This is a genomic window from Streptomyces sp. NPDC001880 (assembly GCF_053594575.1).
This window is the reverse complement of record NZ_JBSFET010000009.1, coordinates 23,218-45,256: the sequence shown is the minus strand read 5'-3', so window position 1 is coordinate 45,256 and position 22,039 is coordinate 23,218. Positions and strand designations below refer to the sequence as shown.

Sequence of the window (22,039 nt, the reverse complement as noted above, 5' to 3'; positions counted from 1 at the left end):
CGGTGCCCCGCCGACGAGGCGGCCGGGCGCGCCGGCAGCCTCACTTCTGGGCGAAGACGATCCAGACCTGGCCAGGAGCGAAAGTCATCCGCTCGCCGTCCCGGGTGGTGAAGGAGGTCGCGGATCCGGCTGCGGCCCGCGACCAGCGGACGTCGTACTCCTTGCCGCCACGCAGCACCAGGGCGGAGCCCGAGCCCACGGTCTCGGTGTACGGGGAGGTGCTGCCCGACCGGTCCTGGAACAGTGAGGGCCGCACGGTCACGTACTGCACCACCACGTCGGCCGCGCCGAGCCGGGCTCCCTCGGCCGTGAGGGCCGGGGCGCCGTCCATGGACACGAGCCACCGGCCCCGCTCGGCCGACCAGGTGAACGTGAAGCTCGCCGCCGGGTAGCGGACCGTACGGGTGGCGACGGACCTGCCGCCCGGCACGGCGGCGGCGAAACGCAGCCCGATGTCCTCGGCCACGTTCACTCCGGTGGTGGGGTGCGATGTCCGGCCGGGGCGCAGATAGAGGTTGTGCGGGGCCGCGCGATCGCTTCCGCGGAAGAAGGCGTCGGGGTCCTTCTCGGGGGACAAGGGGTCCAGCGGAGCTGCCGCGATGACCGGGAGAAGCTTGGACTGGGCCCCGGAGAAGGCGAACGTCGGCCGGTCGAACTGACGGAGCAGCTCCAGGTCCGACTCCCGGGCGCTGCGCACCGGGCCGACCACCGACGGCAGCCGGGACGAATAGGTGGCGAGCATGCGGCTGAGACCTGCCTCGACCTGCTCCACGTAGATGATGTCCGCCTTGTCGAGCCCGGTCTGCGGGCGGGCCGGATCGACGTTGTCGACCTTCACGGCGAGCACATGGGCGCGCGCTCCGGCGGACGTGGGCGGCACCGCGCTGCTGGGCGAGGAGGCCGTGCCCCCGCCGCCCCGGCAGCCGGCCACTGCCCCGATGAGCAGCGCCAGCGCGAGCGCCGACACCGCTGCCGGTCTCCTCGTCCGGGGTGCGTGCATGGCGGCCGTCCCTTCCGCATCGGCCGACGCGACGCCTCCGGCTGCTGCCGCCCGCCGCGACGACTTCCTGCCCCATCATCACGCAGAAGGGGGCCCCGGGCTTTCCGACCGGTGGGGCGGCGATCCAGAGCCTGCGACGGCGATGCGCCGGGCCCGCGCTCAGTACGGCAGCGGGCGGCCGGACGGGGTCCTCAGGTCGAGAGGCGGCGGCCGGGACGGCAGCTGCGGTCGTCGGACGATCCTGATGCGGCCCACTGCCACCACCCCCTGTCGGACATCCGTCATATGCCCGGCGGGCGTCCCGTTCATGCGGCTCCCGAGTGAGTCACCGGGGGCACGGAGGCGCACGCGGGCCGAAACACCCCCATCTCGGGGCGGTCACAGGGATATGACGGACGCCCAGACCATGCGCTGGAGCGCTGGAGCGCTGGAACGGAAGGGAACGGGAAGGCGCCATCGTCCTGTTGCGCAGGGGACAGTGCGCACGCTCGCTCGCTGTCCTCCCGGCTATGAGCCATGGGCGTGGCACGGGTGGAGCATCCGGCGGTGCTCCGCGGAGTTCCCGGTGACCGAGGGCATGGGCCCCGCGCCGGACGCCCGCACCGCGCTGGCGTGGCGAGCCTTCGGAACCCGGTTGCGCCAGTGGCGCAGGCGCGCCGGGCTCACCCAGGCCCAGGTGGGTGCCCGCGTCGGCTACGACCACACCGCCATCAGCAAACCGGAGCACGGCACCCGCCGGACACCGCTGCCGCTGGCCCGCAGGCTGGACGGACTGATGTCGGCGGACGGCGCCCTCCTCGCCGCCTGCGAGGAGGCGGAGGCCGCGGGCGCGGGCGGTCCGGACGGAGGAGAGCGCGGGCGCACGCCCCGCACAGCACGCCCCGCTCCCCGGCGAGCCCGCCGGGGGCGATCTGCGCGCGATGCTGCCACCGGACACCGTTCTGCCCGGTCGGTTGCCCAGCTACGGGCTGATGTGCCCGGTGCACGGCCGGGACGGCTGCACCGTCCCCGTGCTCGCCGATGTCGTCGCTCTGCACACGGCCTTCTGCTCCCTCGGCCCGGCCACCGTGTCGTGCCTGCCGCTGGACATCGACACGGTGCACGCCCTGACGGCGCTGCTCGCCGTCTGCCTGCGGGCCGACGAGGAGCGTGCCTGGCCCGGCGCGACCGTCGTGGTCGAGCGCACCCTGCACGCGATGCTCCGCTGGATGGCCTTGCCCGCGGCGCCCTACCAACGCCAACTCGCCCCGCTCGCCGCGGAGTACGCGCAGTCCGCCGGCTGCCTGCGACTGCTGTGGGGCCGCAACGCCACGGCGATGGCCTGGCTCGACCGCTCGCTGGTGTGGGCCGGACTGGCCGGCCGTGTCGGAACGGAGGTGGCCGCGCTCAGCGACATGAGCACGCTGGCCCGGCTGGAGGGCGACGGCCCGTCCGCCCTCGCCTACGGAGGCGCGATCCGGCAGGCCGCCGCCGGCCGGTACTGGGCGGGCGCGATGAGCGATCTGTACCTGGCGCGCGGACACGCGGTCCGGGGCGACGCGCGGCAGACCCTCGGACACATCGACCGTGCCTGGTCGCAGCTGGACCGGGTCGGCGAGCAGGACGAGACGGAGGCACCCTGGCTGTCCGTGGCCTCCGTGCGCCTGCGGGTGGAGTCCGGTGCCGCCGGGGCGCTGCGGGACCTCGCCGCGGCGACCGGGGACCGCCGGCTGGCGCTGCGCGCGGTCGGGGCGGCCGGCACCGCGCTGGGGATGCTCCCTCCCGGCATGCATTCGGCACGGTTGCTGCTCCTGGTACGGATGGCGGACGCCCACGCCTGCGCCCAGGATCCGCAGGCGGCGATCGCCATTGCCGGACAGGTCCTGGACGCCACCGAGGTCACCGCGTCGACTCTGCTCGGGCAGGAACTGCGGGGCCTGCACCGCCGGTTGGCGGGCCTGCACGACAACCGTCCGGAGACAGAAGAATTCACCCGCAGGCTGGCGGACGTCATCCGCTGAGATGCCGGAGGCGGGACGTGTGTGCACACGCCCCGCCCCGGATGACGCACTTGCGGATGATCAGCCGGCGTTCAGCGTCACGTCGTCGACGACGAAGCTGGTCTGCAGATAGGCGTCCTCACTGCTGGTGAATGTGAGAGTGACCGTCTGGCCGGCGAACTCACCGGCGTCGAAGGTCTTCTGGACGTAGGTACTCGTGGCGTCCGTGTTGGAGTACGTCGCGAGCGTCTTGGTGCCCAGCTTCACGGTGAATGTGTCGTACGCGGTCGGGTCGCCCGCCGACTCGTCGGTGTCGGTGCGCAGATAGAACGACAGCTTGTACGTCGAGCAGCCCGACGGAACCGTCAGCGACTGCGAGACCGTGTCCGAGTGGGTGGATCCCCAGCCACCGAGCCAGGCCGTGTACGAGCCCGTGTGGGCCGGCTTCTCCGACGTCCGGTTGTTGATCACACCGTCCGTCTGGGTCCACGGGGTGACGCCGTTTTCGAAGCCGCCGTTGACGACGGCCTGCCGGGCCTGGCAGGTGCCGCCGCCACCGACCACGAGCGAATACGTGGTGGAGTGGGTGGCCGTGCCGGTCCCGGTCACCGTGATGGTGTACGTGCCCGCCGCGGCCTGGGCCCCGGCGGAGACGGTCATCGTCGAGGAGGAACCCGACCGCACGGACGTCGGGGCGAACGAGACGGTGACCCCGCTCGGTGTGCCCGAGGCCGTCAGCTTCACGGTCTGCGCGGAGCCGGCGGTCGTCGCGGTGGACACGCTCGCCGTGACCGATCCGCCCGGCTGGACATTGCCCGAGACCGGCTTCACCGAGACGGAGAAGTCGTCGGCCGGCGCGGTGGTGCCGACCGAGGTCTTCCAGATGGTGTATGCGACACCGTCGGCGCTGCGGTCGAGCGCGGTCGCGTTGATGTTGGCCGTGGTGTCACAGGACGAGTGGTAGCAGGGGTCGTAGGAACGGCCCGCCGTGCCACCCCACTTGGCAGCCTGCGCCGATGTCTTGGTGTCGCCGGCGCCGGTCGCGTAACCGGAGGTGGGGATGCCGCCCTGCTGGAAGGAGTAGTCGTCGGACCGGCCCCGGCCCTCGACGTTCTCCTCCGGCGCGAGGCTCAGCGAGTCCCAGTACTCCTTCATCGGCGCCGAGGCGGCCGAGTTGACGTTGTTGATGAAGTAGCCGCCGTTGGTCGAGGCCACCATGTCGAAGTTGTAGTACGCCTTGATGGCACTGCGCTCGGCCGAGCCGAGCCGGCCGACGTAGTACTCGGACCCCTGCAGCCCCTGCTCCTCGCCGGTCCACCAGGCGAAGCGGACGTGCTTGGTCATCGTCGGGTTCCGCTGGGCCAGCGTGAGTGCGTTCTCCAGCAGGGTGGCCGAACCGGAGCCGTTGTCGTTGATGCCGGGACCGGCCGCGACGCCGTCCAGGTGGGCGCCGAACATGATCGTCTGATCGGACGGGCCGCCCGGCCAGTCGGCGATCAGGTTGTTGCCCCGGTAGGTGCAGCTGGTGCAGGTCTGCTCGCTGACGGTGTAGCCGGCAGCCTGCAGCTTGCTCTTCACATAGGCGAGGGAGTCCGTGTAACCGGCGCTGCCGGCCCGGCGGTTGCCGCCGTTCTGGGTGGCGATGGTGTTCAGCTGCGTGAGGTGTGCCTGCACATCGGCGAGGCTGATGTCCGGTGCGCTGCCGCCCGGATTTCCGCCCCCGTTGTCGACGGTCAGGGTGTACTGCGCGGTGTGGCTCTGGGTGCCGTCACCCTTCACCGTGAAGGTGTACGAGCCGGGCGCGACGCTCGCGGACGCCGACACGGCCATCGTCGAGGAGGCTCCGGCCTGCACCGACGACGGGCTGAAGGCCGCGGTGACACCGCTCGGCAGACCGCTTGCCGTCAGGCCGACCGTCTGCGTGCTCCCGGAGCTGACCGTGGTCCGCACCGTGGCCGTCACCGAACTGCCCGGCTTCACGGAGCCGGACGCCGGGTCCAGGGACATCGTGAAGTCGTTGTTGCCGCTGGGCGTACAGGTCGGGTCGCCGCTCTGCGCGGGAACGCTGACGGCGTCCCAGGCGGCCTTGGTCCGGTCGAACAGCACACAGCCCGGGTCGAGGTTCTTCGCCGCGGTCAGCGTGGCCGTACGGTAGCGCTTGTACGTCATCCCGCTCGTCTTGAGCAGCATTCCGCCGTAGAAGACCTTGCCCGCGCTCTGGATGCCGACACCGGTGACCGACGAGCTGTTACAAGTGGGGCTGGTGGGTTTGCCGCCGCCGGGGTTCGACCCCTCGGCCAGCAGATAGAACCAGTGGTTGAGCGGACCGGCCGCCGCGTGCTCCTCGGTGTTGGCTATCGAGGAGCTGTAGCAGTTCGGGTCGCCGGTCTGCCCCGGGTTGTACATGATCCGGATCGGCCCGTTGCCGACCAGGTCGATCTTCTCGCCGACGGTGTAGTCGGGGTCGTCGTACGGGGCGGGCTCATTGGTGTACGCCTCGGTCAGGGCGCCCATGATGTCGCCGGTGGCCTCACCGAGACCGGACTCGTTGTTGGCGCCGCCGGGTGTGTACTGGTCGATGCCGTGACCGAACTCGTGGCCCACCACGTCGATCGCGCCGATCCACTGGCTGGCGTTGTTGTGGCCGATGGAGACCGAGGAGCCGTCCCAGTAGGCGTTGACGTCGTTCAGCCCGACCTTGACGGGCCAGCTGCCGCCGTTGCCGTTGTGTCCGTTGCGGCCGAGCCAGTCCTTGAGCATGTTCCACTCGTGCTGCGCCCCCCACATGACGTCGACGCAGCCGGTCTCCTTGCTGGAGGCGTTGCCGGTGCCCCAGGAGTCGCTGGACTTGGTGAAGACGCTGCCCGTGCTGTAGTCGGCGCAGGTCAGGCCGGGCCGGTTCGGGTCGCGCAGCGAGTAGCTGCTGCCTGAGGCGGTGGTGTCGATGGCCAGCGGTGACGGGCCGTTCCACTGGCTGTTGCCGGTGCCCGCCTTGACGTCGTCGTAGCTGTCGAGCACCTTGCCGGTGCCCGCGTCGACGAAGACATGCAGCCGACTGGGGGCCTTGGCGGTACGCCCGGTGAGCACCGTCTCCCAGGCCAGCCGGGAGGACTTCTTTCCGGCCCTGTCGGAGAAGGAGGACTTCAGTTTCGTCCGACCGGCGACGGCCCGTCAGTGATGGCCGGCGGCGATCCGGCTTCAGTGCGCGATCCGAGTTGTGTCACCTGGCGGGAGAGCGCGCGAAGGAGGAGGAATCCCCCTGGCCGCGGGGCTGGGGGCTCAGCAGGGCTCAGGGGAACTCGCGGGATGTCGCACAACAACGGCGCCTGTGCGCGAGGCGGTTACTCGAGTCCGGAGATCGTGAACACCGTGCGCGCGTGCCTGCGGTCGATGCGATCGGCCAGTTGCCGCAGGGCCGTCACACCGCACCGCAGGGTCCCGCGCTCCACGCAGCCGCGGGCGTCCTCGTCCAGCCGGTGCCACAGCGCCGGGTTCGCGAGGAACACCGCAGGGTCGACCTCGATCCGGTGGCCGTCGGTGTCACGGAGCACCATGCGCTGGGCCACTCCGTCCGACCAGCGCACCGAGACGAGCCGGTCGGTGCGCACGGTCCGTTCCCGCAGCAGGCCCCGGGAGGAGAGCCATCCCGTACCCGCGCGGACCCGTGGCGGCACCAGGACCGCGCACAACAGGGCGGCCAGCCCGGTCCACAGCAGGACACGCGGCCAGCCGATACGGCCTGCTGCCGTGTCGACGGCCAGCAGCAGCCCGAGGAGCGCCACGGAGCAGTGGATCGCGAATCGCAGATCGGCGGACCAGCCCTGGTCATGGGCGGTCGTGCCGGGGGGAGGCGGGCGGAGAGCGATGTGGTGGCCGGGGGTGCTCCGGGTGATGTGGCGTCGCATGGCAGTGACGCTATGCGTGACCACCCGTCCTGATGGCGCCCGTTGACGAAGCGCTGACGCTGGGGCGGAGTGTCCTGACGGCTACTTGATGCACGGCTCGTGGACCGGGGCAGGGCTGTACATCGCCGAGCACTTCGGTGCGCTCGCCGAGCTGCGCGCGAAGGGACTCATCCGCCACCTCGGTCTCTCCAACGTCCGGCCGGCACAGCTCGCCGAGGCGCGGGCGATCGCTCCCGTCGTCTGCGTGCAGAACCGGTTTGCGGTCGACTCGTCCCTTCCCGGCTCGGCGGAGATGCTCCGTATCTGTGGCGAGGAGGGAATCGCCTTCGTGCCCTACTTCGCCATCGCGGGGGAGGGCCGCGAGGCGGGGGCCGTCGGGCAGGAACGGCCGGAGATCCTCTCGGTGGCCCGCACCCACAAAGTCTCGCCCGTCCAGGTCCGGCTGGCGTGGACGCTGCATCAGGGCTCCCATGTGCTGGCCATCCCGGGCACCGGGAATCCGGCCCATCTGGAGGCCAATGTGGCAGCCGGTGCGCTCCGCCTCGCGCCGCAGGAGCTGTCCCTGCTGGGCCGGGGCCTGTCAGCCGGTCGGTCGCCGACCGGCTGACGGCTGACGGGTTCAGTCCTCCTCGTCGCCCTCCTCGTCCTGCGCCTGTTGTGCCGGCTGTTCCAGCTGCTCCGGCACGGACGAGGGGGCGGTCGACTGCGGCCCGGTGGATGCGGTCGGCTCCGAATCCGGGGTACCGGGCGAGCCGGAGTCCGGCGAGAACAGGGTCATTCCCAGGTAGACGGCAGCGATGAAGGCGACCGTACCGGCGATGGCGCTCGCCACCCTGGGACGGCGCCTGATCGCCTCCCGGGCGCCGGTACGCCGCCGGGCAGGGGCGGACCGGTCCGCCGGACGGCGCCTGCGGCCGCCGGACTGCGGCAGCCGGTACGTCGTCACACCCACGCCCTGCTCGGCGGAGCCGGGCGTCGAGGCGGCGCCGTAAGAGGGAGCGGTTGTCGGGGTGCGCGGTAGGCCCGTCCCCGCCGGAGAGGGTGGGGGAGCGTGCGGCACACCGTTCGCCGGGGGCGGATCCGGGGCGTACAGCGGCAGGGGCTCCGGCTGCCCCCGCCAGGCATCGCTCTGGAACCACTCGGCGACCTGCTGGGCATCGGGCCGGTCCTCGGGCTGCTTCGCGAGCAGCCCCAGCAGATAGGAATCGAAGGCCGGGGACACGTCGACGCCCCGCTGTCTGAGCGGCACCGGCGCCGTATCGACATGCTGGTAGAGCGTGGCCGTCGCAGTGTCCGAGCGGAACGGCGGGTCCCCCAGCAGGAGTTGGTAGATGACGCAGCCGAGGGAGTACATATCGGAAGCCGCACCGGCGGTACGGCCCAGGGCGCGCTCCGGGGCGAGATAGAGACTGGTGCCGACGATCTGTCCGGTGGTGGTCAGCGCGGCGGACGGGTCGTCGACGAACTGGGCGATGCCGAAGTCGCCGATCTTGACGGATCCCTCGGCGTCCAGCATCAGGTTCCCGGGCTTGATGTCACGGTGCACGATGCCCTGGCGGTGGGCGGCGGCGAGCCCCGCGGCCGCCTGCCCGGCGATCCGGGCGACCTGTTCGGCGCCGAGCCGCTCCTCGGCCGCGAGGAGAGCGCCCAGGCTCCTGCCCTCGACCAGCTCCATCACGAGGTAGAAGCGGTCCTCCCAGGCCCCGAAGTCGAACACGGCCACCAGATGAGGGTGGCTCAGGCGGGCCGCGGTCTGTGCCTCCAGCCGGAACCGGGCGGTGGCCGACTCGTCCGCATGGTCGCCGAGCAGCAGTTTCACGGCGACCGCTCTGCCGAGTACTTCGTCCGCGGCACGCCATACCTCACCCATGCCGCCGCGGCCGATGGGGGATATCAACCGGTACCGACCAGCTACCAGCACCTGTGCACCAATCTCGAAGTGTGGGCCGCTTCTGCTGCCACGGGCAGCGACCCGACCTGGATCGGGACGAGGTGGGGGGCGCGCGGCAAGATCAGGATATCGGGCCGCCGGACCTCGCGGTCCCGGGCTCCGGCAGGCGGCCGCCGACCGCGTACTTCCCGAGCGGCCGCGGCCTTCTCACCGGTTGTCGACGAACGGGCCTCGACCGCCGGGCGGTGCGGTGTCCTGCGGTGCCCGGCCGTCCAGCGCGGAGAGGATCCAGGTACGTGAGTCCGCCGGGTCGCCCGCGGCGTCGACCGCCTTGCCGTGCTCGTGCAACTCGCCCCCGCTCCTGGGCGAGAGCCTGGGCATCCTCGCTCCTCGTCTCCGGCGGCACCAGCGCGCTGCTGCCCCGCTGGGACGCCGGGACCGTTCTCGACGCCATCGCGGGGTACCGGGTGGCCTGGCCCGCCACCAGGTCGCCGACGGGCGTCGCGATCCCGTACTTGTCGCGCAGCGCCGCCGGCGTCTCGTGGACTCCGATGCCGATGTGCCCGAGGTGCTCGGCCCACGTGAAGCCGGGCACACCGTGCTCCGCGAGCAGCCGGTGCGGCCGCCTCGTAGTAGACGGGTTCGCTGTCCACCGGCGTGGCGACGAGATCGAAGAGGACGGGCGGTACGGGGAGATGCGGAGAGCTCATGGCGCCGAGCACGCCAAGCCGTTGATCACTTCCGGCCGCCCGCCGCCGTACGGCCCACCGATTCGACCAGTGGCAGCAGCCGGTGCGGCACCCGTTCCCGCAGCGCCACCTCGGTGCGTGTCCTGACCACTCCGGGCAGCTGGATCAGCCGCTGGATCACATCCTCCAGGTGACCGTTGTCGCGGGCCACCACCCGCGCCAGCAGATCCCCGCCGCCCGTGGTCGAGAAGGCCTCGATGATCTCCGGCACCTCGGCGAGCGCCTCGCCGACCTCGTCGAGATGCCCCTGGGTGACCTCCAGATGAACGAAGGCCAGCACCGGGTGGCCCAGCGCCGCGGGGGAGAGCACCGGCCCGGTCCCGGTGATCACACCGTCCCGCTCCAGCCGGTCGATCCGGGCCTGGAGGGTGCCCCGGGCGATGGAGAGGATGCGGGCGTACTCACGGACGCTGGTACGCGGCTGCTCGATGAGCAGCCGCAGGATACGGGTGTCGAGGGCGTCCACCACCATGGTCCGCTGGCCTCTTCCTGGTACGACGATCCGGGCTGCGACTGTACCAACGGCACAGCCAGGGCCCGGTCGGAGCGGCCCGGCCCGGTGCTGACCGCGTGTCATACCCGTAGTCCTTGAGAGCTACGGAAAAGGTTCGCACCCGGGTGGGACGCCGACTACGGACCCCCGTCCATAACTTCTGTACCCGACGCACCGAAGCCATCAGGTACGGAAGGAACAACCCGTCATGCCGTCCCATCCGCGCAGATCCCGCCTGCACCGCGGCCTGCTCGCCGTGCTGATGGCCTCCTCGGTGGCCATTCCGCTCTCGGGCGCGGCGGGCCCCGCGGGCGTACCCGCGCCGGCTCCGGCCGTCCGGGGCCCGCTGCGCAGCGCCGCACCGGAAGCACTCGCCGAGCGGTACGCCGCGACGCGGGCCGACATCGGCGCGGCCGAGCGGGCGGCGGCCCGCCACGGCGACCGCAAACGGGCTGCCGCGCTGCACACGATGGCCGGCCCGGCCCGCAGCTTCCTCTCTTTCGACGGCCGCGACGGCGGCCGCAGCGTCGAGGTCGTCGGCGATCTCTCCCACGCGGAACGGATCGCCGTACTGGTCCCGGGCGCGGGCATCGGCATCGACCACTACTGGCGCCTGCGCAATGGCGCGCTCGCCCTGCGCAAGGAGCTGGGGGAGCGGTCCGCGGTGGTCGCCTGGCTCGGATACCGGACGCCGGCGACGGTGAGCCCGGCCTCCCTCACCTCGGGGCGGGCCACCGAGGCCGCCCCCGAACTGATGCGATTCATGGGGGAGCTGAAGCAGATCAAGCCGGCTGCCCGCACCGCCGTCCTGTGCCACTCCTACGGCTCCGTCGTCTGCGCACGCGCCGCGCACGGATTACGGGTCGCCGACATCGTGCTGTACGGCAGCCCGGGCACCGGCTACCGCGATGCCGACGCCCTGCACACCTCGGCCACCGTCTGGGCCGGCCGTGGCAGCGACGACTGGATCGCGGACGTACCGCACGTCGAGCTCCGACTGCCCTTCGTGGACATCGGGTTCGGAACGGACCCGGTCTCGCCCGGGTTCGGAGCCGAGATCTTCGCGGCGGGCTCCGGCGGCCACAGCGACTACCTGAAGACCGGCTCCGAACCGCTGAGGAACATCGCCCGGATCGTGGCCGGAGCGGCCGGATCCGCCAAGACCCCGGGAGAGCGCCATGCGTGACTTCGCCCGGCGGATCGAATCCGCCACCCCCGCCGACCGCGACCGTGCCGTCGACGCGCTGCGCGCCATCGCCATCCTCGGCGTCGTCCTCGGCCACTGGCTGGTGACCGCGCTGGTCGTCGACAGCGGCACTGTGCACGGCGCGAGCCCGCTCCAGTACCTACCCGAACTCACCCCGGTCTCCTGGCTGTTCCAGACCCTCGCGGTCTTCTTCCTGGTCGGTGGACTGGTCGGTGCCAGAAGTCATGCCGCCGCCCGCGCCCGGGGCGAGAGCCACGGCCGGTGGTTCCGTGCGCGGATGAGCCGGCTGCTGCGCCCGATGGCCGTGGTGCCGGTCGTATGGTCCGTGGCGGCGTGCGCGATGCTCTTCACCGGCGTTGACCAGGACACCGTGCGCGCACTGGGCAAGCTGGTGTGGTCCCCGCTCTGGTTCATCGCGGTCTTCGCGGCGCTGACGGCGGCGACTCCGCTGGTGGCGAGGCTCCATCCGCTGTGGCCGTTCGCCGTCGTACTGGTCGTCGACCTCTACCGCTTCGGCCTGGACGCGCCAGGCGGTTTCGCCTCGGTCAACGTGGCGGCCGGCTGGCTCGTGCCGTACTGCCTGGGCGCTGCCTGGGCCCGAGGCGAACTGCTCGGCCGCCGCACCGGCTGGACGCTGCTGCTCGGCGGAGCCGCGGCCACCGCCGCACTGGTCCGGTGGGGCGGCTACCCCGCGAGCATGGTCGGAGTGCCCGGTGTGGACATCTCCAACCTCGACCCGCCGACCCTCGCCGTGGTCACCTTCGGCCTCGCGCAGTGCGGGGCGGCGCTCCTGCTCCTCGGCCCGCTGCGCCGGGTGCTGCAAAGGCCCGTCCTGTGGGCGGTGGTGGCGACGGTGAACCTCTCGGCGATGACGGTGTTCCTGTGGCACCAGACCGCGATGATCGCGGTCACTGCGACCGGCCTGTCGGCGGGCGGGCTGCTGCCGGGCCTGCACACCCTGCCCGACGGACCCGGCTGGGTACTCGCCCGGCTGGCCTGGCTGCCGGTGTTCGCCGTGGCGCTGCTGATCTGCTGGCTGGCGTTCCGCGGTTACGAACAGCATCGGCCGGCACGAACGAAGAACCTGGTCGTCCGCGAGGGGCGCCCCACCGGATCACCGATGGCGGCGGAGGCGCGACGTGTCTAAGGTGCGAGCTGTGAACCGGGGTGACATGGTGAAGCGTTCGGCGCGGGTGTTGCGGGCACTGCCCCGTACCCTGCGCGAGGACCTGGTGCCGCGCACGGCGGTAGACCCGAACGGACAGTCGGGGCAGCCGCGTTGGCTGGAGTGGCGGCCGGTGATCATGGTGCCACTGCTGATGTTCGCGGTGGGGGTGCTCATCGGGGGCAGCAACCAGTACGCCTTCGACTTCGGGATGGGTATTCAACTCGGCGTCCTCTTCGCCGGAGTTCAGTCGGCGGCGATCGTCGTCGCCCTGTACCGACCGCTCCAGGCCTGGTGGGCGTCGATGCTCGTCATGGTGCTGGTCACTCCGTTCGCCGCGAGTATCGGCTTCGGGACGCGGCTCCCGTGGAGCGGTGCTTTCCCCTGGAGCGGGGCCGGGATCGCGATGCAGGCAGGGGTGCTGTTCCTGCTTGCGCTGCGACTGCGCCCCCGGATCGCCGCGGAGACTCTGACGATCACCGTGCTGGCGGGGCTCCTCTGCGGAGTGAGCACCCCCTGGCGCAGCGCCAACGACACCGGCCTCGCCGTCGCCGCCCTCGTCATCACGGTGATGATGGGCATCGCGCTGCGCGGTCTCGCGGTGACCCGTACCCGGCTGGTCGAGCAGGAGGAGCTCACCGCCGAGGAGCGTGCCCGACGTACCCTGCTGGAGGAGCGCAGCCGCATCGCACGCGAGCTGCACGACGTGGTCGCCCACCACATGTCGGTCATCTCCATCCAGGCCCAGGTCGTCCCGCACCTGGTCGAGAACCCGTCCGAGGAGCTGAGGGAGAACGTCGAGGGCATCCGCAGGAACGCGGTCGACGCTCTCACCGAACTGCGCCGGGTGCTCGGCGTACTGCGCTCCGAGGACCCCCTGCCGCAGGCCGCGCGGCACGCCCCACAGCCCACCCTCGAACGGCTGGACGAGCTGATCGGCAACGCGCGCGGCGCCGGGCTCACCGTCACCGCCGAGACCACCGGGGAGCCGCGTCCGCTGTCGCCGGGCGTCGAGTTGTCCGCGTTCCGCATCGTGCAGGAGGCGCTCAGCAACGCGATGAGGCACGCACCGGGCGCGCGGGTGCAGGTGGAGATCCGCCACCAGGAGTCCGGTGTCGCCGTCAGGATCACCAACACCGCGCCGGACCGCGCCGCACCCCCCTCTCCGGGCGAGGGCCACGGCCTGCTCGGCATGCGCGAGCGCACCGCGATGCTGGGCGGCGAACTCGTCACCGGCGCGACTCCCGACGGCGGGTACGAAGTCACTGCGATACTGCCAGCACTGCCCACGGCGGAGCCGACCGGTCCCGCCGTGCCCGCCGACCCTGCCGAGGACATCCGATGACGGCCATCCGCGTTCTGATCGCCGACGACCAGATGATGGTCCGGCAGGGCCTCACGGTGCTGCTGAACGCCGAAGCGGGCATCGAGGTCGTCGGCCAGGCGGTGGACGGCGCCGACGCCGTGGAGAAGGTGGCCGAACTCGACCCGGACGTAGTCCTGATGGATATCCGCATGCCCCGGCTCGGCGGCATCGAGGCGACCCGCACCGTCACCGAGGCCGAGGGCGCCACCGTCAGGGTGCTCGTCCTGACCACCTTCGACCTCGACGAGTACGTCTACGAGGCGCTGCGCGCGGGCGCGTCCGGGTTCCTCCTGAAGGACGCCTCGGCCGAGGAACTCGCCCATGCGGTAAGGGTGGTGGCGGAGGGTGAGGCCCTGCTCGCCCCGAACATCACCAAGCGGCTGATCGCCGAGTTCGCCAGGGTGAGTGCCGCCCCGCGCGCCCAGCTGAAGGCCCGCACCGGCGAACTGACGGAGCGTGAGACCGAGGTGCTGGCCCTGATCGCGCAGGGCCTGTCCAACACCGAGATCGCCGAGCGCCTCGTGGTCGCCGAACAGACCGTGAAGTCGCACGTGGGCCGGATCCTGTCCAAGCTGGGACTGCGCGACCGCACCCAGGCCGCTGTCCACGCCTACGAGACGGGCCTGGTGCGCCCGACCGGTTACTGATCCGGCCCCGCCACCCGCGCAACACCGGGTCAGCACCGGCGTAAACCCCCCCTGTCCCCGACCGCCATTGGCTCCCGCACGACCGGAAACGGCGGGAGCGGTGCCGCTCCGACACGTACAGAACCGACACACCGACCGGAGGGCTCAGGCCCGCTCGGCGAGCCGCCATGCCCGAGACCGGGCATCCGGCTGCCCTCTCCCGGCGCTCCGGCCGATTCCGACCAACCGAAGGAACCGAAGAGTCCATGGGCTCCACCCTTGTCATCACCAATGACTTCCCGCCCCGCCAGGGCGGCATCGAGACCTTTGTGCACGCGATGGCCACCCGGGTACCGGACGACGACGTGGTCGTCTACACCTCGCACGAACCCGGTGACACCGCCTACGACGCGGGCCTGCCGTTCCCCGTCGTACGGGATCCGAGCCGCATGCTGCTGCCCACCGGCCGGGTGACCCGCAGGGCCGTCGAGATCGCCCGGACCCACGGCTGCGACCGGGTCTGGTTCGGCGCCGCCGCACCGCTGGCCCTGATGGCTCCGGCCCTGCGGCGCGGCGGCGTACGGCGCATCGTGGCGACCACCCACGGCCACGAGATCTGGTGGGCGAGAACGCCCGGCGCGCGCGGGCTCATGCGCCGGATAGGCGGCGGTGTCGACGTGGTCACCTACCTCGGCCAGTACACCCGCGCCCGGATCGAGCCCGCGCTCGGCCCGCGGGCGCGCATGAGCCGACTCGTTCCCGGGGTCGACCCGGAGGTGTACCGGCCCCGTGCCGGTGCCGGACCCGACCCGCGCACCGAACTCGGGCTGCACGGCAAGCGCGTCATCCTGTGCGTGGCCAGGCTCGTCCCCCGCAAGGGCCAGGACACCCTCATCCGGGCCCTGCCGCTGATCAGGAACAAGGTGCCCGACGCCGTACTGGTGGTGGTCGGCCAGGGGCCCGACGAGGCCAGGCTGCGCAAGCTGGCGGCGCGGCACGGAGAGGGGGCCGTCCGCTTCGTGGGCGGCGTCTCGCACACCGACACACCGCCCTACTACGCCGCGGCGGACGTCTTCGCGATGCCGTGCCGCACCCGGCGGGCGGGGCTGGAGGCGGAAGGGCTCGGCATCGTGTTCCTGGAGGCGGCGGCGAGCGGTCTGCCGGTGGTCGTCGGCGACTCGGGCGGCGCTCCGGACACCGTCCTCGACGGCCGGACCGGCCGGGTCGTGGACGGCACCGACCCCGCCGCCGTCGCCGGGGCGCTGACCGGGATCCTCCTCGACCCCGGCCGGGCCGCGATGGGCGCCGCAGGCCGCGAATGGGTCCGGGAGTCCTGGTCCTGGGACGCCTCGGCCCGCCATCTGACACAGCTTCTGACCCCCGTCGAGCAGCGGGCGGTGCCCCTGTCGGGAGAGGAGTAGGCGGCCGCCGAGTGATGCGGCCGCCGGCCGCGGGCCGGTGCACCGCCGGTCCGTTGGCCTACTCATGGCTCAGCAAAGCCGACGATTGTTGTGCCATTGGCTCAGTAAATTCAGCCCGAGTTGAGCCATGGTCCGCAAGGATGTTGTGATGTACCCGTCGATGGCGCTGCGGATCTCCGCGGCGCCTTTTTCATGCCGGTGCACAGAGCCGGTGTACGGAGCCGGTTTTCAGAGCCGGTGCGCGGAAGCGGGAGCAAGTTGGTACTGAAGAGGATGTTCGTTGCCCCGGACCCGGGCCGGACGAGACTGCGCAGCAGCGTCCGGGCCGTCCTCGGCATCGGACTGGCCGTCGCGGTGTGCGGTCTGGCCGGGCACTCCCTCGTCGCGGCCGTCGCCGGAGGCCTCGCCGCACTGCTGGCCCTGTTCACGGTGCTGGACACCACGGTGCGGGGGCAGGCGGTCACCACGGCCCTGCTGCCTGTCGCCGGCTTTCCCGTCCTCGCCCTAGCGGCCGGGCTGCACGACCGCCCGGTCGCCCGGGACGTGGCCTTTCTCGCGGTCATCGGCGCGGGCGTGTACGCCCGGCGATGGGGGCCGCGCGGCCACTCGCTCGGCGTGTTCGCGTTCATGGCCTTCTTCACCGCGCAGTTCCTCCACACCCTGCCCGGCCAACTGCCCGAGCTGTACGCGGCGGTCGCCCTCTCCCTGCTCGTCTCGTCGACCGTCCGGTTCGGGCTGTGGTGCTACGAGCGGCGGCAGTCCGCCCCGGTCGTCCCCGCCCCGGTGACCGGCACGGGACTGGGCCGGGCGACCACGCGCCAGGCGATCCAGGCCACCGCGGGCGCCGCCCTCGCGCTGATGGCCGGACTCGTCCTCTCCGAGGAACGCTGGTACTGGGCCGTGGGCGCCACGTGGTGGGTCTTCGTGAACGTCGCCTCGCGCGGCGAGACGCTGGTGCGCGGCTTCCGCAGAGTGCTGGGAACACTGTTCGGCGTATCCATCGGCCTGGCCGTCGTCGTACCACTGCACGGAGCGCCCGTGCCTTCCGCGGCCGTGGTGGCGGCCGGCATCTTCGGGATCTTCTACACCGCCGCGGTCTCCTACACCTGGATGGTCTTCTCGGTGACGATGATGGCCGGGGCGCTCTACGGACTCCTCGGCGTGCTGGACCCTGCTCTACTGGTGCTGCGTCTGACGGAGACCGGCGCGGGTGCGCTCGGCGCGATGCTCGCGGTGCTGCTCGTGCTGCCCGTCACCACGCACGCCACGACCGACGCGTGGATCCAGCGGGCCCTGCGCTGTGTGCACGCCTGCACCGCGGAAGCCGCCGCACGGCTCTCGGGATCCACGACCGCCGATCCCGCACCCCGGATCGCCGAGCTGGAGGCGCTGCTCGGCCGGGTACGGATGTCCCTGGCTCCCCTGGTGCACCCGCTCAGCCCGCTGCGCGCCCGCAAGGCCCGTGCCGGTCAGGTCCTCGCCCTGCTGGACGACTGCGCGCGCGAGGTGCGCGGACTGGCCTCCGTCGCGGCGGACCCGGAGGCATCCCACGACGCCCGCCTCGCCGCCGCCTGCTGGCGGGTCGAGGCGTGCGTGGAGGCCCTGACGGCCCCCGACCCGCGGCACCGGGCGGGCGTTTTGGACGTCCCGCCGCACACGGCCGCGGCCGAGCCCGCGCTCGCCCATCTGCACGGCCTGGAACGGGCACTGGCCGAGCTCGCCGCACCGCTGCGCAGCGACCCGCGCGCCCCGCTGATCGGCGTGTGAGTCGCCCCTCGGACGTGTCGTGGTGGGCGATCCCCGCATCCGATGCCCTGGTCCGGACCTGGCCGGTGACTGCTACCGTCGCCCCGGAGATCACGACGGCACGCCCCGTCGTGATCAGTCGGCCGAGAGAGGACATGCGGTGACCGAGGGTGCGGTGGGCAGCGACGACAGCGCGGTGCGGGCATTCATCGGGTCGTTCACCTCGGCGGGCGGACGGGGAATCACCGTCGCCGCCGTGGACGACGGGACCGGGGCGCTGACCGTCCTCGGTGCCACGGACACGGTCCCCGACCCCTCGTACCTCGCCCTGGGCCATGGACCGGGGCCGGGAGGCGGCGCGCTCTACACGGTCAGTGAGACCGAGCACGGCGCGGCAGTCGCCCTGGACATCACCGGCGACGTGCCGCGGCCCATCGACGGGATCCGGTCGGTGGACGGCGACGGCCCCACCCATCTCGCGCTCGCCGGCGGTCATCTGCTCACCGCCAACTACGGCGCGGGCAGCGTAAGCGTCCTGCCCGTGCGGGCGGACGGTTCCCTCGGCCCGGTCTCCTCCGTGCTCCGGCACGAGGGCAGCGGCCCCGACGCCGACCGGCAGCTGGCCCCGCACGCCCACCAGGTGCTGCCCGACCCGTCGGGGAACTGGGTGCTCAGCGTTGACCTCGGGACCGATTCCGTACGGATCTGCGCACTCGACACCACGACCGGGAAGCTGCGGCTGCACGGCGAGACGGCCCTGCGGCCGGGAACGGGCCCGCGCCACCTCGCCTTCCACCCCGCCGGCGGCCACGCCTACGTCCTGAACGAACTCGAACCGACCGTCACGGCATGCAGATGGAACGCCGCCGCGGGCGTCCTGGAGCCGCTCGGGGAGACGTCCGTGCTGCCGGCGGGAGCGCGGGGCGCAGACGCGGCGACCTACCCCTCCGAGGTCGTCGTCTCGCACGACGGCCGGTTCCTCTGGACCGCCAACCGGGGGCACGACAGCATCTCGGTGCTCACGCTCGGCGCGACCGGCGAGCAACCGGCCCTGGTCACGACCGTGGACTGCGGTGGGCACTGGCCGCGCGATCTCGAACTCGACCCCACCGGCCGAAGGCTGTACGCGGCCAACGAGCGGTCCGGTGACGTCACCTGGTTCGACATCGACCCGGAGACCGGCACCCCGAGCCGAGCGGGCTCGCTGGACGCCCCTGCCGCATCCTGCGTGATCTTCGCCTGACCTCGTGCCGCGCACAGCACGAACGCCGGACGGGCCCGGTTCTCCGAGCCCGTCCGGCGTTCGTGGACCGACGGTCCGCCGGGCGCACCCGGCGACGGGTCAGTGCGCCTGAGCACCCTGCGGCGCGACCGGCGTGATGCCGAGTGTCGTCATGTACATCGACAGCACGAGCTTGCCGATCGCCGGGTACGCGCCGAGCGGCTCGGCCGTCGCGCAGCCCGCCTCCTTCGCAGCGGCGTCCAGCAGCCCCTCGGCCACCTCGGGGCCGACGAGGTACGGAGCAACCGCGAGCTGCGCCGAGCCGGAGCTGGTGAGCTGCTCGGCGATCGACGCGACGGAACCCTCGACGTCGAGTGCCGCGGCCATCACCGGAACCGCGAGCCGGGCGGCCAGCAGCATGCCGGTGATCCCGGCGGCCTGCACGGCCTCCTCGCCGCCCACCGTGGCCAGCACGATGCCGTCGGCGGCCGTGGCCACCGTGAAGAGCCTGGCCCGGTCGGCACGGGCCAGACCGGCCTCGGAGAGCCGCACATGGAGCGCCTCGGCGAGCAGCGGGTGCGGACCGAGCACATCGGTCAGCTCGACCTGCGTACCGCTGTCCATCACGGCCTGTCGTATCCGGCGGATCAGGGCGCTGTCCGGCCCCGCGAGGAGCGGCACGACGACGGCGGACGGCCCCTCGGGCTCGGCCACCTCACGGCCCGCGGCCTGCGCCTGCTCGAAGCGCGCGACGCGCTCCGTGGCGCAGTGGGTGAGGACGGCGGAGAGCGCGGGGAACTCGGCGTCGTCACCGTCGAGGTAGCCGATCCGGGCGTTGAGGCCGGGCAGCTCGGAACGGGCGATACTGATCACCTCTTCGGCCAGACTGCGGGTGGCCGGGGAGGGGGTGCCGGGAACGGCGAGAACGAGCGCGGCAGCGCCCTCGGGTGCGACCACGGGCTCCGGGCGGCGGTGCCGTCCGGACTGGCGAGGTCGCGGCATTCGTACAGGCAGGCCGGAAGCGGGCCCAGTGGGGGTGCTCATGGCGCCGCATGCTACTGGTTTTGGGTGCGGCTCTGTTCGGGGAGGGCCCAGACAGGCGTTATCTGTCCACTTTTATCCGATGAGTGGCTTACTGGTCGCCTGTCCTGCTCTGTCGGTGCCTACTCGGGCTTCTGCCCAGGCCCTTCACCAGGGACCCGGAGCAGCGTCGGGTGACGGGGCAGCCGCAGACCCCCGGTCGCCAGCGCCTGGGCGATGGACAGCGCACCGGCCAATGGATCACCCGATCCGAGGACTGCCCGCGCCTGCGGGACCTGCCGGGACAACTCCTCGCGCAAGGGCGCGAGCAACGGCTCGCCCATCCGGAACAGGCCACCCGTCAGCGCCACTTCGCACGGCTCGCCATCGACACACGCCTCCGGGCACACCGCCGCGGCCGCCTCCGCGATGTGTTCCGCGGCCTCGCGCAGAATCCCCGCGGCGACCGGATCGTGCCCGGCGCACGCGGCGACCTCGGGTGCGAACGAGGCCAGTACGGCAGGCCGGTCGGTACGCGGATAGAGCAGCCCGGGCAGCTCCGGCGCCGGCCCGAACACCGCCTCCAGCCGGGAGAGCAGGGCGTCGGATCCGCCGCGCCGGCCGTCATGGGCGCGCATCGCCGCGTCCAGCCCTGCCCGGCCGATCCAGGCCCCGCCGCCGCTGTCGCCCAGCAGATGACCCCAGCCGTCGGCCCGCCGCCAGTCCGTCAGGTCCGTACCCAGCGCGATCATGCCCGTGCCCGCCGCGACGACCACCCCCGGGCGCTGACCGACCGCCCCGGCGTACGCGGTCACCGCATCGGCGGCCAGCGCCAGCCGCCGCACCCCGAGCGTGTCCTCCAGGGCCGACGGGAGCTCCGCGCGCAGCTGTCCGCCGAGCGTCGCCATGCCGGCGGCACCGATCGCCACTGCGTCGATCGCGGAACCGTCCCGGCCGCCGCACTGCTCCAGCAGCCGGCGGACGGCGGGCAGCAGCTGTTCCAGCAGATGGCCCGCGTCGATCCCGGCCGGTCCGGTGCGCACCGGATGGGCGCAGACCGTCGTCGCCACCGGGCCGGACACGCCGCCGGCACCCAGCGCCACGCGCAGCCCCGAACCTCCCGAGTCCACACCGAGCACATACGGCTCCGGTGCGGACGCCCCGCCCGCGCGCACGACGGCGGGGCTTTGCGATGATCGCCGCGGTGCGCTCATGGACCGACTCCAGGAAGGAAGGGGAAGGACGGCGGCAGCCTATCCCCAGTGCCGCGAGTCCGGGCCGGGGGAGTACGAGTTCGAGGTCGGAGGCGGTTCGCGTACGCCGGTAGAGTGACGTTCCGTGGCACCAAGACCGTTGAATGAAGTAGTCGAGCCCGGCTGGGCCGAGGCGCTCGCCCCCGTCGCCGGACGCATCGCAGCGATGGGCGACTTCCTGCGCGCGGAGGTGGCGGCGGGACGCACCTATCTGCCCGCCGGGGCGAACGTTCTGCGCGCGTTCCAGCAGCCCTTCGACGACGTACGCGTCCTGATCGTCGGTCAGGACCCCTACCCGACGCCCGGAATGGCGATGGGGCTGAGCTTCTCCGTGGCCCCCGAAGTGCCACAGGTACCCGGCAGCCTGGAGAACATCTTCCGGGAAATGCACACGGACCTGGGGCTTCCGCGTCCGTCGAACGGCGACCTGACGCCATGGACGCGGCAGGGCGTACTGCTGCTGAACAGGGCGCTCACCACGGCGCCCCGCAAACCCGGTGCGCACCGCGGCAAGGGCTGGGAGGAAGTGACCGAACAGGCCATCCGGGCCCTGGCCGCACGCGGCAAGCCGCTGGTGTCCGTGCTGTGGGGGCGCGACGCCCGCAACCTGCGGCCGTTCCTCGACGGCTTTCCGGCGATCGAGTCCGCGCACCCCTCGCCGATGTCGGCGGACCGCGGCTTCTTCGGCTCGCGCCCGTTCAGCCGCACCAATGAACTCCTGCTGCGCCAGGGGGCCCAGGAAGTCGACTGGCGGCTGCCGTAGCGCAGCGGTCCGGGCATCACGCACTCTCGTCGGTCCCGGAGCGGCACCGGCTCGTCACGGGGCCGGTGCCACGTCCATGGACGGCGCGCCGCGCGAACCGGGTCAGCACGCGTCGCGCACCGTGCCGGTGAACACCGGCCCCTGCTGCGGCTCCCAGGAGCCGTCGTGGACGACCGTCCGCAGCCGCAGGGATTCCTCCGGCTCCTTCAGCCCGTCGGCGACCGTGGGCACGG

The 22,039-nt window shown here is 72.3% G+C and carries 18 protein-coding genes and 2 pseudogenes; 11 read left to right on the top strand and 9 right to left on the bottom strand.

Translation table 11 applies throughout. The annotated features are described in order from the left end of the window. Nucleotides 1-40: 40 nt before the first annotated feature. Nucleotides 41-1,000: a DUF3048 domain-containing protein gene (locus tag ACWCQ6_RS07970; RefSeq protein ID WP_451086594.1), complete on the bottom strand. Its 960-nt coding sequence runs from the start codon at nt 998-1,000 to the stop codon at nt 41-43. On the opposite strand from ACWCQ6_RS07970, the pseudogene ACWCQ6_RS07965 reads away from it, so the two are divergent. Both ACWCQ6_RS07965 and ACWCQ6_RS07960 read left to right on the top strand, forming a co-directional pair. Further along, a pseudogene (locus tag ACWCQ6_RS07965) lies at nt 939-1,745 on the top strand (helix-turn-helix domain-containing protein); the annotation flags it as partial. The gene ACWCQ6_RS07970 and the pseudogene ACWCQ6_RS07965 overlap by 62 nt on opposite strands. Before the next feature lie 208 nt (nt 1,746-1,953). After that, complete coding sequence (locus ACWCQ6_RS07960; RefSeq protein WP_451086592.1) at nt 1,954-3,000, top strand: helix-turn-helix domain-containing protein; 1,047 nt, start codon at nt 1,954-1,956, stop codon at nt 2,998-3,000. Nucleotides 3,001-3,060: 60 nt separating this feature from the next. Here the strand turns inward: ACWCQ6_RS07960 and ACWCQ6_RS07955 are convergent. After that, nucleotides 3,061-6,105, bottom strand: a pseudogene (locus ACWCQ6_RS07955) (M28 family peptidase); the annotation flags it as partial. Nucleotides 6,106-6,320: 215 nt separating this feature from the next. Then, nucleotides 6,321-6,884: a hypothetical protein gene (locus tag ACWCQ6_RS07950; protein ID WP_451086590.1), complete on the bottom strand. Its 564-nt coding sequence runs from the start codon at nt 6,882-6,884 to the stop codon at nt 6,321-6,323. 88 nt (nt 6,885-6,972) lie between these two features. Between ACWCQ6_RS07950 and ACWCQ6_RS07945 the strand changes: the two genes are divergently transcribed. Next, nucleotides 6,973-7,491, top strand: coding sequence for an aldo/keto reductase (locus ACWCQ6_RS07945; RefSeq protein ID WP_451086588.1), 519 nt, complete (start codon nt 6,973-6,975; stop codon nt 7,489-7,491). 12 nt (nt 7,492-7,503) lie between these two features. Here the strand turns inward: ACWCQ6_RS07945 and ACWCQ6_RS07940 are convergent, their stop codons facing one another. The 3 genes from ACWCQ6_RS07940 to ACWCQ6_RS07930 form a co-directional block, all read right to left on the bottom strand. Next, complete coding sequence (locus ACWCQ6_RS07940) at nt 7,504-8,754, bottom strand: protein kinase domain-containing protein (RefSeq protein ID WP_451086586.1); 1,251 nt, start codon at nt 8,752-8,754, stop codon at nt 7,504-7,506. 228 nt (nt 8,755-8,982) lie between these two features. Further along, nucleotides 8,983-9,156, bottom strand: coding sequence for a hypothetical protein (locus tag ACWCQ6_RS07935; protein ID WP_451086584.1), 174 nt, complete (start codon nt 9,154-9,156; stop codon nt 8,983-8,985). A 354-nt stretch (nt 9,157-9,510) separates the two neighbouring features. Next, on the bottom strand, nt 9,511-9,996 hold the full coding sequence (locus ACWCQ6_RS07930; RefSeq protein ID WP_451086582.1) for an Lrp/AsnC family transcriptional regulator: 486 nt from the start codon (nt 9,994-9,996) through the stop codon (nt 9,511-9,513). Nucleotides 9,997-10,225: 229 nt separating this feature from the next. On the opposite strand from ACWCQ6_RS07930, the gene ACWCQ6_RS07925 reads away from it, so the two are divergent. From ACWCQ6_RS07925 to ACWCQ6_RS07895, 7 genes are all read left to right on the top strand, one after another. After that, nucleotides 10,226-11,203, top strand: a complete 978-nt coding sequence (locus ACWCQ6_RS07925; RefSeq protein WP_451086580.1) for an alpha/beta hydrolase — start codon at nt 10,226-10,228, stop codon at nt 11,201-11,203. After that, a complete protein-coding gene (locus tag ACWCQ6_RS07920; protein ID WP_451086578.1) occupies nt 11,196-12,371 on the top strand; it encodes an acyltransferase family protein in 1,176 nt (391 codons plus the stop codon). Before ACWCQ6_RS07925 ends, ACWCQ6_RS07920 begins: the two co-directional genes overlap by 8 nt. Nucleotides 12,372-12,381: 10 nt before the next feature. Then, a complete protein-coding gene (locus tag ACWCQ6_RS07915; protein WP_451086576.1) occupies nt 12,382-13,734 on the top strand; it encodes a sensor histidine kinase in 1,353 nt (450 codons plus the stop codon). Next, entirely contained in the window at nt 13,731-14,402 is a 672-nt protein-coding gene (locus ACWCQ6_RS07910) for a response regulator (protein ID WP_451086574.1), read from the top strand. The genes ACWCQ6_RS07915 and ACWCQ6_RS07910 overlap by 4 nt, the downstream gene beginning before the upstream one ends. Before the next feature lie 245 nt (nt 14,403-14,647). Then, nucleotides 14,648-15,802 carry a glycosyltransferase family 4 protein gene (locus tag ACWCQ6_RS07905; RefSeq protein WP_451086572.1) on the top strand — a complete coding sequence of 385 codons (1,155 nt, stop codon included), beginning with the start codon at nt 14,648-14,650 and terminating at the stop codon, nt 15,800-15,802. A 273-nt stretch (nt 15,803-16,075) separates the two neighbouring features. Then, the gene (locus ACWCQ6_RS07900) at nt 16,076-17,569 is read left to right on the top strand and encodes an FUSC family protein (protein WP_451086570.1); all 1,494 of its coding nucleotides are present in this window, start codon (nt 16,076-16,078) and stop codon (nt 17,567-17,569) included. A gap of 139 nt (nt 17,570-17,708) precedes the next feature. Next, a complete protein-coding gene (locus ACWCQ6_RS07895) occupies nt 17,709-18,791 on the top strand; it encodes a lactonase family protein (RefSeq protein WP_451086568.1) in 1,083 nt (360 codons plus the stop codon). A 99-nt stretch (nt 18,792-18,890) separates the two neighbouring features. Here ACWCQ6_RS07895 and ACWCQ6_RS07890 read toward each other — a convergent pair whose 3' ends face one another. Next, complete coding sequence (locus ACWCQ6_RS07890; RefSeq protein WP_451086566.1) at nt 18,891-19,814, bottom strand: sirohydrochlorin chelatase; 924 nt, start codon at nt 19,812-19,814, stop codon at nt 18,891-18,893. Nucleotides 19,815-19,933: 119 nt separating this feature from the next. Then, complete coding sequence (locus ACWCQ6_RS07885) at nt 19,934-21,004, bottom strand: N-acetylglucosamine kinase (RefSeq protein WP_451086564.1); 1,071 nt, start codon at nt 21,002-21,004, stop codon at nt 19,934-19,936. A gap of 124 nt (nt 21,005-21,128) precedes the next feature. Here ACWCQ6_RS07885 and ACWCQ6_RS07880 point away from each other — a divergent pair, with 124 nt between their 5' ends. Then, nucleotides 21,129-21,806, top strand: a complete 678-nt coding sequence (locus ACWCQ6_RS07880; protein WP_451086562.1) for a uracil-DNA glycosylase — start codon at nt 21,129-21,131, stop codon at nt 21,804-21,806. 102 nt (nt 21,807-21,908) lie between these two features. Here the strand turns inward: ACWCQ6_RS07880 and ACWCQ6_RS07875 are convergent, their stop codons facing one another. Continuing rightward, on the bottom strand, nt 21,909-22,037 hold the full coding sequence (locus ACWCQ6_RS07875) for a hypothetical protein (protein ID WP_451086560.1): 129 nt from the start codon (nt 22,035-22,037) through the stop codon (nt 21,909-21,911). Between the last annotated feature and the right edge of the window lie 2 nt (nt 22,038-22,039).

Excerpts from the sequence above, each read along its gene's own strand:
- ACWCQ6_RS07930 (WP_451086582.1), bottom strand. The coding sequence starts at position 9,996 with ATGGTGGTGGACGCCCTCGACACCCGTATCCTGCGGCTGCTCATCGAG.
- ACWCQ6_RS07950 (WP_451086590.1), bottom strand. The coding sequence starts at position 6,884 with ATGCGACGCCACATCACCCGGAGCACCCCCGGCCACCACATCGCTCTC.
- ACWCQ6_RS07910 (WP_451086574.1), top strand. The coding sequence starts at position 13,731 with ATGACGGCCATCCGCGTTCTGATCGCCGACGACCAGATGATGGTCCGG.
- ACWCQ6_RS07945 (WP_451086588.1), top strand. The coding sequence starts at position 6,973 with ATGCACGGCTCGTGGACCGGGGCAGGGCTGTACATCGCCGAGCACTTC.
- ACWCQ6_RS07885 (WP_451086564.1), bottom strand. The coding sequence starts at position 21,004 with ATGAGCGCACCGCGGCGATCATCGCAAAGCCCCGCCGTCGTGCGCGCG.
- ACWCQ6_RS07905 (WP_451086572.1), top strand. The coding sequence starts at position 14,648 with ATGGGCTCCACCCTTGTCATCACCAATGACTTCCCGCCCCGCCAGGGC.
- ACWCQ6_RS07970 (WP_451086594.1), bottom strand. The coding sequence starts at position 1,000 with ATGCACGCACCCCGGACGAGGAGACCGGCAGCGGTGTCGGCGCTCGCG.
- ACWCQ6_RS07935 (WP_451086584.1), bottom strand. The coding sequence starts at position 9,156 with ATGCCCAGGCTCTCGCCCAGGAGCGGGGGCGAGTTGCACGAGCACGGC.
- ACWCQ6_RS07890 (WP_451086566.1), bottom strand. The coding sequence starts at position 19,814 with ATGAGCACCCCCACTGGGCCCGCTTCCGGCCTGCCTGTACGAATGCCG.
- ACWCQ6_RS07940 (WP_451086586.1), bottom strand. The coding sequence starts at position 8,754 with ATGGGTGAGGTATGGCGTGCCGCGGACGAAGTACTCGGCAGAGCGGTC.
- ACWCQ6_RS07920 (WP_451086578.1), top strand. The coding sequence starts at position 11,196 with ATGCGTGACTTCGCCCGGCGGATCGAATCCGCCACCCCCGCCGACCGC.
- ACWCQ6_RS07900 (WP_451086570.1), top strand. The coding sequence starts at position 16,076 with ATGTTCGTTGCCCCGGACCCGGGCCGGACGAGACTGCGCAGCAGCGTC.
- ACWCQ6_RS07925 (WP_451086580.1), top strand. The coding sequence starts at position 10,226 with ATGCCGTCCCATCCGCGCAGATCCCGCCTGCACCGCGGCCTGCTCGCC.